The 12,885-nt window shown below is 67.2% G+C and carries 9 protein-coding genes; 6 read left to right on the top strand and 3 right to left on the bottom strand.

Annotation, left to right across the window (positions count from 1 at the left end):
• Window positions 1–330: 330 nt before the first annotated feature.
• Window positions 331–2,649, bottom strand: a complete 2,319-nt coding sequence (locus AC3WLD_RS08275; protein ID WP_492556469.1) for a patatin-like protein — start codon at window positions 2,647–2,649, stop codon at window positions 331–333.
• Between the two features lie 124 nt (window positions 2,650–2,773).
• Between AC3WLD_RS08275 and AC3WLD_RS08270 the strand changes: the two genes are divergently transcribed.
• The 6 genes from AC3WLD_RS08270 (at window position 2,774) to AC3WLD_RS08245 (ending at window position 10,763) form a co-directional block, all read left to right on the top strand.
• Window positions 2,774–3,055: a hypothetical protein gene (locus AC3WLD_RS08270; RefSeq protein WP_492556468.1), complete on the top strand. Its 282-nt coding sequence runs from the start codon at window positions 2,774–2,776 to the stop codon at window positions 3,053–3,055.
• A 207-nt stretch (window positions 3,056–3,262) separates the two neighbouring features.
• Window positions 3,263–4,648 (top strand): TIGR03013 family XrtA/PEP-CTERM system glycosyltransferase, encoded by a 1,386-nt coding sequence (locus AC3WLD_RS08265; RefSeq protein ID WP_492556467.1) that lies wholly within the window; start codon window positions 3,263–3,265, stop codon window positions 4,646–4,648.
• A gap of 1 nt (window position 4,649) precedes the next feature.
• Window positions 4,650–6,770 (top strand): XrtA/PEP-CTERM system histidine kinase PrsK, encoded by a 2,121-nt coding sequence (gene prsK, locus AC3WLD_RS08260; protein ID WP_492556466.1) that lies wholly within the window; start codon window positions 4,650–4,652, stop codon window positions 6,768–6,770.
• Window positions 6,770–8,146: a PEP-CTERM-box response regulator transcription factor gene (gene prsR / locus AC3WLD_RS08255; RefSeq protein ID WP_492556465.1), complete on the top strand. Its 1,377-nt coding sequence runs from the start codon at window positions 6,770–6,772 to the stop codon at window positions 8,144–8,146. The genes prsK and prsR overlap by 1 nt, the downstream gene beginning before the upstream one ends.
• Window positions 8,112–9,617, top strand: coding sequence for a tetratricopeptide repeat protein (locus tag AC3WLD_RS08250; RefSeq protein WP_492556464.1), 1,506 nt, complete (start codon window positions 8,112–8,114; stop codon window positions 9,615–9,617). The genes prsR and AC3WLD_RS08250 overlap by 35 nt, the downstream gene beginning before the upstream one ends.
• A 78-nt stretch (window positions 9,618–9,695) precedes the next feature.
• Complete coding sequence (locus AC3WLD_RS08245) at window positions 9,696–10,763, top strand: CaiB/BaiF CoA transferase family protein (RefSeq protein WP_492556463.1); 1,068 nt, start codon at window positions 9,696–9,698, stop codon at window positions 10,761–10,763.
• 28 nt (window positions 10,764–10,791) lie between these two features.
• Here AC3WLD_RS08245 and AC3WLD_RS08240 read toward each other — a convergent pair whose 3' ends face one another.
• Both AC3WLD_RS08240 and panB read right to left on the bottom strand, forming a co-directional pair.
• The gene (locus AC3WLD_RS08240) at window positions 10,792–11,859 is read right to left on the bottom strand and encodes a DUF475 domain-containing protein (RefSeq protein WP_492556462.1); all 1,068 of its coding nucleotides are present in this window, start codon (window positions 11,857–11,859) and stop codon (window positions 10,792–10,794) included.
• Window positions 11,860–11,922: 63 nt separating this feature from the next.
• Window positions 11,923–12,792, bottom strand: coding sequence for a 3-methyl-2-oxobutanoate hydroxymethyltransferase (panB, locus tag AC3WLD_RS08235; protein WP_492556461.1), 870 nt, complete (start codon window positions 12,790–12,792; stop codon window positions 11,923–11,925).
• Window positions 12,793–12,885: the final 93 nt, after the last annotated feature.

Genomic DNA, 12,885 nt, shown 5'->3' with positions numbered 1-12,885 from the left:
CTTGCCCCATTCCCGTCCGTACTGAGCTTGTCGAAGCACTGTTCTTGTTCTTGCGCGCGTCCCCTGCGGCATGACGATGAAGGACTGTCCTTCGCCGGGCTCAGGACGGTCGGCGTCGAGATTGGTGTCTCGGCACGGGAGCCAACAGATTCCGCTGTCCTACACGGCGCGGCCTCGCCAAGTTCGCGGGACGCTCCTTGAACTCGTAAACTAGCCCCGACGGCATGCGCGCAGCCTGCTTCTCGCGCCTGCGTGTAACCTGTTACCGGTCGGCCAAATCGTTAGAAAACAAGAAGAACACAGGGTGACATGGTGTAACCCTGTGTAACCCTAATTCGCCGCGGCCGCGCAATCCGCGAACGCCGCCTCGACCTCGGCGCGGACCCGGTCGACCAGCCCGGCCTCGGCCACCAGCCGGCCCTGTTCCTCGTCGAGGATGGCGAAGAACGCATCGCGCTTGAACCGCCGCACAGTCAGCGGATCGAGCGGTTTCTCCACCGTCGAGACGATCAGGTCGATGGTCCGCTCGGCGCCGTGGAGGCGGCCCCACAGGTAGTCGTTCTCGCGGTAGGCGCGGCTGAAGAAGGCGCCGAAGTTGAAGAATTCGACCCCGCGCAGGCAGGCATAAGTGCCCCCCGGCCGGATCGAGGGCGCATCGTCGGGCGAGATGCGGTCGACTTTCACCGGGTCGAACTCGTTCAGGCCCTCGCCTTGGAGCAGGGGCAGGGTGGCGACATCGTAGAACGGAAAGCCAAGGTAGGCGTAGAGCACCCGCCGCCGCAGCGGACGGTCCATCCCGGCAAGCGCGTTGACCAGCATGGCATCGACCTGGAGGTCGATGGTGGTGAGGGCGCGCCGGCTGCCGATGGCGGCGAGCACCGCGCCGGGATCGTTCAGCACTACCCGCGCAGTGTCGGCGAACCCCGCGCCAAGCCCGGCCACGCCCTCGCGGCCCTGGTACAGCGCCTGCGCCCGGAACACCGCATCGCGCGCGGCCTCGCGCGCTGTGGGCGCGATGTCTTCGAGGTCGTCCCAGTCGTGCGCCAGCCGCCGGGCGAGCAGCTTCAGGCGGCGAATGCGGAAGCCGATGTCGTGAATGCGGAAGAACGCGATCGCCTGTTCGGTCGCCCCGCCGCGGAGCGAGGCCAGGCGGTCCAGTCCTTGCGCGGCGAGGTGCCGCCACAGGGCCGCCTCGACCGCGTCCTGCTGCATCCCGTCCTCGGCCGCCTCGACCACCAGCCGGGCGAGGTCGCGGACGATGCCGCCAAGCTTGACCTGGGCATAGGAGTGGAAGGCGAACCCCGCCTGTTCGGCCGAGGCCTGCTGCGCCTTCGCGCGCCACGAGGTCAGCCGCGGGGCGGTCGGCCGATCGAAGAAGAAGGTCCGGCCGAACAGCTTTTCGACCGCTTCGTCGATCTCGGGCCGCAGCGCTTCGACGATCCCGCGCAGCCGCGCCCGTTCGCGCGACTGGTTCTCCAGCGCCTCGAGGTTGTCTCGGATCGGCTGCTCTCGCGGAATGGACGAGAGCGAACCGAAGATCGCGGTGAAGAACCCGACCGTCTTGCCATCCTTCGGGATCAGCGCGATCTTGTCGGGCCGAGGGTCGATATAGACGAAGCGGCGGTCTACCTCGCGCTGCGATGGCCGGTCGCGCAGCACGCCGATGGCATGGGCGAACGGGGCGTTGACCAGCACCGAACCGTCGACCAGCGCGGCCGCATCGACTTCGCCGCGCTGCCACCGGCTTGGCATGATGCGCTTGAGGAACGCGGCGCGGCCCGGCCACGGCAGGCTGCGCTCCTGCACCAGCCGGTCGATCTCGCCCAGCATCAGCGGGGGAAACGCGCCGGGGAAGCTCGCGGTCGAGCGCGCCGCCATGACCAGCTCGGGGCGCGGCGCCAGCTCGCGGTCATCACCGGTCCGGCGGAAGGAGATCGACAGGCGGTGCTCGCTCTCCTGCACCACCGGCGGGGAGTTGAGCCGCAATTCCTCGAGGTGGCCGTTGAAGTCCGTCGCGGTGACCGAAAGGTCGAGTGGGTGGCCGTCAGGCAGCAGGGGCCCGCCCTGCTGGTGCGCCGCCATCGTCGCGAGCGCGTCGTCGATCATCCGGCTGAAGCCGATGCCCGAGAAGGGCGGGGCGAACCAGCGGGCGCGGATGAAGCGGGAGACCTTGCGCCGGACTTCGGCGCGGGTCTCCTTCGCCACTGTCTGCGAGACCACGTTCCCCGGCCGCGACAGCACGAACCACGCGATCGGCTGGGCCCAGAACTTGGCGAAGCGGCTCCACGGCTGGGCATCGGGATCGAGCAGGACGTCAACGTCGGCCTTCTCGAGCCAGAGCCTGGTCAGCGGCTCGAGGCTTTGGCCAGTGGCGATGGCCTGGCCCAGGAACACCCCGTTGATCCCGCCCGCGCTTGCCCCCGCGATGATGTCGGGAAGGATGCGCAAACCCAGCGCACGCTCGCTGGCAATGGTCTGGAGCAGGCCGCGGTAAACCCCCTCGACGCCTCCGGGAAATTCGGAGCGGTCGTGGTGTCCGCGGCTGGCCCGGGTGGCGTACCACAGCTCCTTCGTCACGCCGTGCATGTAGACGGCAAGACTGATGCCGCCATAGCAGACCAGCGCTATCCGCAGTTCCTTCTGCCGCATGGTCCGACTTTGGCAGGGATCGCCACCGCGCGCCAGTCCGCAATGCTGCGCAAAAACCTCATCCGGAACGGATCGGCGAGACGTTCATTTTTGCCGACAAGCACAGATATCGAAGGGGAACTCCATGACCGAGGAACGCATCACCGAAATCCATACGCCGGAAGGCAACACCCACACGCACACCACGGTCGTCGACGACGGCCGCCGCGGCGGGGGATCCGGCTGGGTCATCGCGGTCGTCCTGATCGTCGCGCTGCTGGTGGGTGTCTATTTCCTGAGCGGAATGTCGAACAGTCAGTCGGCCAAGGACAACGCCATCGCCGAAGCCGCCAAGGACGTCGGCAACGCGGCGCAGGACGTGGGCGACGCAGCGAAGGATGCCGCCAAGAAGGTCGGCGACAACTGATACGGTAGGGGCGCTCGCCGGGCGGGCGCTCCTATCCCGCCTGCCTGTAAGTCTTTCCGACAGGGACCGCCCGATCGCCGGCGACAAGTCCTGAAAACCCTTGGAATTGATGCGTCGGAATTCCGTACGGCGCTGTAATCTTTACCGACGCTTTACCTCCTTCGCCTAGACCGGACGGCCACCACCGTACGAGTACCGGTCCCTGCGATGATCCGCCTGTTCAAGCACTATGTCCCGCACGCGGTGCTGCTTCTCGGCATCGTCGATTTCGGGCTGCTGGTCCTCGCCGGCGAGCTCGGCTGGATCGTGCGTGCCCAGCAGATCGGCATGGACGTGCTCCCGGTCTCAGAACGGTGGGGGCCTCTGCTGGTCTTTGCCGTGCTTGTGCAGACGGCGATGGTCGCGGTGGGGGTCTATGGCTCCGACGCGCTGCGCTCGATGCGCTATGCCGCCGCCCGCCTGCTGGTCGCAGTGAGCCTGGGGATCATCGCGCTGTCGGTGGTCTACTTCCTGCTGCCGGGCAAGACGCTGTGGCGCTCGAACCTGTTCTACGCGATGTTCATTTCGCTGGGGCTGCTGTTCGCCAACCGGCTTTTCCTCGGCGGGCTTCTGGGCACCGCCGCGTTCCGCCGCCGTGTGCTGGTGCTGGGCGCGGGCGCGCGGGCAGAGCGGCTGCGCAAGCTGGGAGACCGCCCGGAGGCCGGCTTCGCCATCGTCGGCTATATCGGCATGAGCGAGGGTCCCCACATCGTCGAGGAGGCGATCAACCGCTCGGCGATCCATAACCTCCAGCGCTTTGTCGAGAACCTCGGCGTCAGCGAGGTGGTGCTCGCGCTCGAGGAGCGGCGCAACGCACTGCCGCTCAAGGACCTCCTGCGGATGAAGACCGCGGGCGTTCACGTCAACGACTTCTCGACCTTCGTCGAGCGCGAGACCGGCCGGGTCGACCTCGATACCGTCAACCCCAGCTGGCTGATCTTCTCCGACGGCTTTTCATCGGGACGCGCGCTGTCGAGCGCTTCGAAGCGGATCTTCGACATCTGCGCCAGCCTGCTTCTGCTGCTGCTGACGTTCCCGGTCATCGCGCTGTTTGCACTGCTGGTGAAGCTCGACAGCCGCGGACCGGCGTTCTTCCGCCAGACCCGCGTCGGGCTCTACGGCGAGAACTTCGACCTGATCAAGCTGCGCTCGATGCGCACCGACGCCGAGGCGGGCGGGGCGCAGTGGGCGCAGAAGGACGACCCCCGCGTCACCCGCATCGGCCGCTTCATTCGCAAGGTGCGGATCGACGAACTGCCGCAGGCGTGGAGCGTGCTCAAGGGCCACATGAGCTTCGTCGGCCCGCGCCCGGAGCGGCCCGAGTTCGTCGCAGGTCTCGAGGAACAGCTTCCGTATTACGCCGAGCGTCACATGGTGAAGCCGGGCATCACCGGCTGGGCGCAGATCAACTATCCCTATGGCGCATCAATCGACGATTCCCGCCAGAAGCTGGAATACGACCTCTACTACGCCAAGAACTACACCCCGTTTCTCGACCTGCTGATCCTGCTGCAGACCCTGAGGGTGGTGCTGTGGTCGGAAGGAGCGCGCTGAGATGCCGGGCTCGCCGCTGGGCTGGGTCGGCCTTGGCCAGTGGACCCACCTGATCGCCGCGTTCGCGTGCGTCCTGCTGGCCGTGTGGACCGCCAAGCGCCGCGAGCAGCCGCAGCGCGGGGCGATGGTCGGCATGCTCGGAATCTCGGCGGTGTGGAGCATCCTGGCGATCGGCCTGCCGGCCGAGGACATCCTTCTCCAGCTCGCCGAAACCGGGCGCAATCTCGCTTTGCTCTGGCTGATCTACCGGATGTTTGCGCGCGACGGCCGCCATGCCAGCATGCGCCCGATCCTGCCGGTCCTGGCGGCCCTGGCCTTCGTCGAAATGCTCCAGCCGGCGATCCTGATTGCGCTGGCGCGGTTCGAGGACGTGCCGCAGGCGGTGGGGCTGATCTTCCACTTCTCGGCCATGCTGCGGCTGCTGGTGGTGACCGGGGCGCTGGTGCTGGTCCACAACCTCTATGTCGGCACGAGCAATGCGGAGCGCATGGCGATCCGCTGGACCTGCGCGGCCTTCACGCTGCTGTTCGGGTACGAACTGAACCTTTATACCATCGCCTACCTCGGCGATCGCATCCCGCTCGAGCTGGCGGCGCTGCGCGGGTGCGTGGCGATCGCGTTCGTGGCGCTGCTGGCGATCGGCGCGGCGCGCGGGCGGTCGGAGCTGCGGTTCTCGCCGTCGCGGGCCGTGGCGTTCCAGTCGCTGTCGCTGCTGGTGATCGGCGCTTATCTGATCGTGATGGTCAGCGCGGCGCAATCGCTGACCTGGCTCGGCGGCGGCGCTGCGCAGCTGACCCAGCTGGGCTTCGCGTTGCTCTCCACCGTGGTGTGCCTGGCGATCCTGCCGTCGGGCCGGCTGCGCGCGTGGCTCAAGGTCACCATCGCCAAGCATTTCTTCCAGCACCGGTACGATTATCGGGCCGAGTGGCTGCGCTTCACCCAGACCATCGGCCGCGGCGGCGAAAGCGCGTTGCCGCTACACGAGCGCGTGGTGCAGGCGACCGCCGATATCACCGATAGCCCCGCCGGCCTGCTGCTTGGCCAGTCCGAGCGCGGACACATGACGCTGGTCGCGCGCTGGCAGTGGCGCACGGTCGAAGTGCCGGCCGATGCCCTTTCGACCGCCGCCATCACCTTCCTCGAGCGCGGCGGCTTCATCGTCGATCTCGACGAAGTCCGCGCCGGGATCGATCATCGCGGGGAGGGGGCGATCGTTCCCGAATGGCTGCTCGCCGAGGAGCAGGCCTGGGCGCTGGTCCCGCTGCTCCACTACGACCGGCTTGTCGGGGTGGTCGTGCTGGCTCGCCCGCCAGTGCCGCGCAAGCTCGACTGGGAGGACTTCGACCTGCTCAAGGTCGTAGGCCAGCAGCTGGCCAGCTATCTGGCGGAGAATGCCGGGCAGGAAGCGCTGCTCGACGCCAGCCGGTTCGACGAGTTCAACCGCCGCATCGCCTTCGTGATGCACGATATCAAGAACCTCGCCAGCCAGCTCAGCCTGCTCTCGCGCAACGCCGAGCGTCATGCCGACAACCCGGCATTCCGCGCCGACATGCTGGTGACCCTGCGCAACGCGGCCGACAAGCTCAACGCCCTGATCGCGCGCCTGTCGCGCTATGGTGCAAGTCCGGCCGAGCGAAAGGGCGAATTCGATCCGGTCATCGTGGCGCAGCAGGTGGTTAGCCAGTTCGCCGGCCCCGACCGCCATCCGGTATATCTTGCGGACGCCCATTGCGGCCAGCTCGTCGGCAACGCCGAAGCGCTTGAGCAGGTGCTGATCCACCTCGTCCAGAATGCGATCGACGCCAGTCCGCCGTCGATGCCGGTGATGCTCCGGATCAGCGCCGATGGGCTCCACGGCGAGATCGAGGTTATCGACACCGGCTGCGGAATGAGCGCCGACTTCGTCCGCAATCGCCTGTTCAAGCCGTTCGTCTCGTCGAAACCCGGCGGGTTCGGGATCGGCGCGTTCGAGGCGCGCGAGCTGGTGCGGGCGATGAACGGCCAACTCCACGTCGAGAGCCGCGAGGGGCTGGGCAGCCGCTTCCTCGTCCGCCTGCCGCTCGCCGCGGCGGCGCCGCTGCTCGAAAAGTTCAACGAAATGACCGACCAGAAGGTGGCGTGATGGCCGAAGCGAAGTCCATGCAACTCCCCAAGCTCCTGATCGTCGAAGACGATCCGGGCCTGCAGGCGCAGCTCAAGTGGGCCTATGAGGATTTCGAGGTCCTGCTGGCCGGAGACCGCGCAAGCGCGCTGGCGCTGCTCCGTTCGGAAGAACCGGACGTGGTCACGCTCGACCTCGGCCTGCCGCCCGATCCGGACGGCACGACCGAAGGCTTTGCCGTGCTCGACGAGATCATGGCACTGAAGCCCGACACGAAGGTCGTCGTGGCCAGCGGCCACGGCGCGCGGGAAAGCGCGCTCCAGGCGATCGCGCGAGGAGCTTACGACTTCTACCAGAAGCCGGTCGACATCGACGCGCTGGGCCTGATCGTCCGCCGCGCCTTGCACTTGCGCACGCTCGAGCAGGAAAATCGGTTGCTCGCCGAAAAAAGCGACACCGGAAACCGCGTGCTCGGTGGGTTGATCACGGCCGCGCCCGAAATGGTCCGGGTGGCACGGACCATCGAGCGCGTCGCCAACACCGGCGTGTCGGTCATGCTGCTCGGCGCGAGCGGCACAGGCAAGGAACTGCTCGCCCGCGGAGTCCACGATTCGTCGACGCGGCGGAATGGCCAGTTCGTCGCGATCAACTGCGCGGCGATCCCTGAAAACCTGCTAGAGAGCGAGCTGTTCGGGCACGAAAAGGGGGCGTTCACCGGGGCCGTCAAGACGACCGAGGGCAAGATCGAGCAGGCTAGCGGCGGCACCCTGTTCCTCGACGAGGTCGGTGACATCCCGCTCCAGCTCCAGGTCAAGTTGCTGCGCTTCCTCCAGGAGCGGACGATCGAGCGGATCGGCGGGCGCAAGTCGATCTCGGTCGACACCCGCATCGTCTGTGCGACACACCAGAACCTCGAGGCGATGATCGCCGACGGCCGGTTCCGCGAGGACTTGTTCTACCGCCTGGCCGAGATCGTCATCCGCATCCCCAGCCTGGCCGAGCGGCCCGGCGATGCGACCCTGCTCGCCAAAGCCTTCCTCGCCCGTTTCGCCCGCGAGATGAACCCCCAGGTCAAGGGCTTCGCGCCCGACGCGCTCGCGGCGATCGACGCGTGGAACTGGCCCGGCAACGTCCGCGAGCTGGAAAACCGGGTCAAGCGCGCGGTGATCATGGCCGACGGAAAGCTGGTCAGCGCCGAGGACCTCGACCTGCTCTCGCCCGACGAGGAGGTGGAGAACCCGCTCAATCTCAAGAGCGCGCGCGAGATGACCGACCGCAAGGTGATCCGCCACGCGCTGGCGCGAAGCGAGGGCAACATTTCCAGCACCGCGCGGCTGCTCGGGATCAGCCGGCCGACGCTTTATGACCTGCTCAAGCAGTACGACCTTCACGCCTAGGCTGCTGCTGGCCGCGTGCGCCGGGCTGCTGCTTGGCGCTGCGCAGCCGGCGGCGGTGGTGGCCGACAAGGCTATCGTGCGCGGCGATGGTGTCGCGGCCGAAGTCGCGATCCGCGAGGCGGTGAAGGGCGGAACCCCGCCCGACACGCTGCGCGCCGCGATGGGCGAGGCGCTCATGCTCGAAGGCAACCTGGGCGAGGCGCGCAAGTGGCTCGGCGGCAACTTTGCCCCCGGCACGGAGGGGCGCGGCTGGCGGGCGCGGGGGCGGCTGGAACTGGCGCAAGGGAACCTCGGCGCGGCCGGACAGGCGTTCGACCAGGCGCTCAGGCGGACCCCGCGTGATCCGCTGCTGTGGGTGGACATTGCGCGCCTTCGCTACACCGGCGGCGAGCAGGTGCAGGCGGTCGCTGCGGCCAGCCAGGCCGTGGCGCTGGGGCCCAGGAACGTCCGTGCGCTCGAACTCAAGGGCATGCTGGTGCGCGAGCAGTACGGACTCGTTGCCTCGCTTCCATGGTTCGAGGCCGCGCTGGAACAGGCTCCGACGGACAAGTCGGTGCTGGGCGAGTACGCCGCAACGCTGGGCGATATCGGCAACTACCGAGACATGCTGGTCGTCTGCCGCAAGCTCGCGCAGGTTGATCCGGGCAATCCTCGCGCGCTCTACCTCCAGGCGGTGCTCGCGGCGCGGGCTGGGCAGACCGCGCTGGCGCGGTCGATCATGCTCAAGACCGGCGACCGCCTCCGTGACATGCCGGCGGCGATCCTGCTCAACGGCGTTCTCGAATACCGGGCCGGCAATCTCAATCTCGCGGTCGAGCATTTCGACCGGCTCTTGCGGCTTCAGCCCGACAATCGCGAGGCCGGGGAACTGCTCGCGCGGGCGTTGGCGCAGTCGGGCGACGACCAGCAGGTCCTGCAACGGTTCCTGATGGCAGCGGACCGGCCAGGCGCCTCGACCTACCTGATGAGCATCGTCGCGCATTCGCTGGAGCGGGTGAAGCGGGGGCGGGACGCGGCGCTGTTCCGCGCGCGGATCGCGCGGGGCGAGGCACAGCCGTTTGCGGTGATACCGCCCGGCGCACCGCTCGGCGTCCTCGCGCTGCGGCAGGCAGACGATCCGGGCAAGGCGGCGACCGTGGTGCCCTATGTCCGCGCGCTGCTTGCTGCCGGGCGAGGGGCGGACGCGCTGGCGCTGGCCGTCCAACTGCGCAACGCCAACCCTGGCGCAGCGGACGCCCACATGCTCGTCGGCGACGTGCGGATCATCCTGGGCGATCCCGCAGGCGCGGTGAAGGACTGGCGCGAGGCGGCACGGATCCGGCTGACGGCACCGCTGCTCCAGCGGCTCGCGACCGGCCTGCGGATGTCCGGTGACCCCGCCATGGCTGACAAGCTGGCCACGGCATTCCTCAACCAGCATCCCCAGAGCCTGCTGGCCAAGCGCCTATTGTCCGCGTCCGCCAGCCGCTGATTTCCGTCTCGACACGCGCGCGGCCGCAAGGCTAGGAAGAAATTCAATCGCGCGATTAAATCGGGAAGGATTGGACGAATGGCCGGCGCACTGGAAGGAATCACCGTACTCGAGTTTGCCGGCATCGGACCGGGACCGTTTGCCTGCATGATGCTGGCCGACCACGGCGCAAAGGTCATCCGCATCGAACGTCCGGGATTGTCGGGCCGCTTCGGCGACAATGCCAACCGCGACATTCTCAACCGCAACCGCACCCGCGTCGCGCTGGACATGAAGGACCCGGCGTCGATCGCCCGGATCCGCGACATGGTGAAGCAGGCCGACGCGATCATCGAGGGTTTTCGCCCCGGCGTGATGGAGCGTCTGGGCCTTGGTCCCGACGTTCTCCTTGCCGACAACCCGAAGCTGGTGTTCGGGCGCATGACCGGCTGGGGTCAGGACGGTCCGATGGCCCCGCTGGCCGGGCACGACATCAACTACATCGCGCTGTCGGGCGCGCTCCACACCTACGGCAACGCCGGGTCGAAGCCGGTTCCACCGGTAAACGCGGTCGGTGATTTTGGCGGCGGTGGGATGATGATGGCGTTCGGCGTGCTGGCCGCGATCCTCTCAGCCCAGCGCACCGGCAAGGGCCAGGTCGTCGACTGCGCGATGGTCGACGGCGCGGCGATCCTTTCGGCGATGACGTACACCTTCTTCGGCAACGGCCAGTGGAAGGACGAGCGTGGGGTCAACATGCTCGACACCGGTGCGCACTTCTATGATACCTACGAGACCAGCGACGGCAAGTTCATCTCGCTCGGCTCGATCGAGCCGCAGTTCTATGCATTGCTGATGAAGGCAACCGGGCTGGAGGGCGATGCGGACTTCCAGAAGCAGATGGACGCCGGCCAGTGGCCCGCGCTCAAGGAGCGGCTGACCGCGCTGTTCAAGACGAAGACCCGCGACGAGTGGTGCGCCATCATGGACGGGACCGACATCTGCTTCGCGCCGGTGCTGAGCCTGACCGAAGCGCCAAAGCATCCGCATAATGTCGAGCGCGGCACCTTCGTGGAGATCGACGGGATGGTCATGCCCGCGCCCGCGCCGCGTTTCAGCGGGACGCCGGCGGGAATGCCGACGCTGGCAGGTTCGTCGATGGACTGAAGCCGGCGCAGGTCGTCTGCGCCGCCCTTCAGTCGGCGCGGACGGCCTCGTCGATCTCGGCATCGGGATACTTGCGCTTGTGGCGGATCGACCACCACAGCGACAGCCCGATCATCACCGCGCCGATCAGGCCGGTGACGGTCTCAGGAATGTGGAACTTCGCCGAGAGCAGCATGATCGCGCCAAGGGCGATGATCGCCCAGAATGCACCGTGCTCGAGATAGCGGTACTCTGCCAGCGTGCCCTTCTGGACCAGCATGATCGTCATGGAGCGCACGAACATCGCGCCGATCGACAGGCCCAGCGCAATGATCACCATGTTGTTCGAGAGCGCAAATGCGCCGATCACCCCGTCGAAGCTGAACGAGGCGTCGAGCACGTTGAGGTAAAGGAACCCGCCAAGGCCCGAACGCACGACAACGCCTGCCGCCTTCTGGGCCTCGTCACGCATCTCGAGGATCGTGCTGATGGCCTCGACCGCGATGAACGCGACGATCCCGAGCGTGCCAGCGACCATGAAGGTCAGCGCTTCCTCAGGCGTGAGAAGCAGCGAGATGAGGTAGAGCCCGAGCAGCAGGAAGCCGATCTCCGCCGCCTTGATGTTGGAGACGAGGCTGAGCTTCTCCTCGATCCAGTCGATCCAGTGGATTTCCTTGTCGCCGTCGAAGAAAAACGACAGTCCGACCATCGCGAGGAATGCGCCGCCGAAGCCCGCGATGCCGACGTGGGCGCTGGAGACGATTTCCTCGTATTCAGCGGGGTTGTTCAGCGAAAGCCTGACCGCTTCGACCGGGCCAAGGCCCGCGGCAATCGCGACGATCGCCAGCGGGAACACGATCCGCATCCCGAACACCGCGATGACCATGCCCCAGGTCAGGAAGCGCTTCTGCCAGACCTCGTCCATGTCCTGCAGAACCGCGGCGTTGACCACCGCGTTGTCGAAACTCAGCGATACCTCGAGGATCGAGAGGACGAACACGATCCACACCAGCGAGGCGGTGCCGGCCACGGTTCCGGTCTGGAACCAGCCATAGGCGACCGCCAGCGCAAGGCAGACGAGAGTGAAGAGGATCGAGCCCTTGTAGAAACGAAGCAAGCTGGTGGTCCCTGTTGGCGAAGGCGTTCCCGCGCAAACGCGGCAGGCGCGTTCCGGCTCCCGCTACTTCGGCTGATACGTCTGCTCAATCCCCGGGAAGGCGCGCGAGCGCACTTCTTCCGCATATTTCGCCGCCGCGCCGGAAATGACCTCGGAAATCCGGTCGTAGATCTTCACGAAGCGGGGGACGCGCTCGAACATGCCGAGCATGTCTTCAGTCACCAGCACCTGTCCGTCGCATTGCGCCGAAGCACCGATGCCGATGGTGGGGCAGGGGACCGCCCTGGTGATCTGAACCGCGATCGGTTCGACCACGCCCTCGATGACGATGGCGAACGCGCCGGCATCGGCGAGGGCCCGGGCATCCCCGACGATCTTGGCGGCCTCTGCCTCGCTCCGCCCGCGGGCGTTGTAGCCACCGAGCACGTTGACCGCCTGCGGGGTGAGGCCGACGTGGCCCATCACGGGAATCCCGCGCTTGGTCAGGAACGCGACAGTCTCCGCCATCGCCTCGCCCCCTTCGAGTTTCACGCCCGCGCAGCCGGTTTCCTTGAGGAGGCGGGAGGCGCTTTCGAACGCCTGCTGGGGCGAAGCTTCATAGCTGCCGAACGGCATGTCGACGATCACCACGCTGTGATAGCTGCCGCGCACGACCGCGGCGCCGTGGGCGGCCATCATGTCGAGCGTGACCGGGACGCTCGAGGGCAGGCCATAGATCACCTGGCCCAGCGAATCCCCGACCAGCAACAGGTCGCAGTGCGCGTCGAGCAACTGCGCCTGGCGAGCGGTGTAGGCGGTGAGCATCACGATCGGCTCGGCCGTAACCCCGTCCTGCTTGCGCCGGCGGATGCCGGGTACGGTCAGGCGCTTCATCGGCGCTGGCGTGGGATTGGCGCGGCTGGTCGCGGTGTCGAGCTGGAAGGTCGTGGACATGCGCGCCGTTCTAGCCGCTCGCACCGTGTGCGCAAGAAGCCAGCAAGATTGGGGAAAAAGCCCTTGCCACGCCCGTTCGCGCCGCTAGCTTCG

The sequence above is a fragment of the Novosphingobium sp. FW305-C-111 genome (assembly GCF_058783565.1).
Note: the sequence above shows the minus strand (reverse complement) of the source record. Positions and strands in the feature narration are given on the sequence as shown.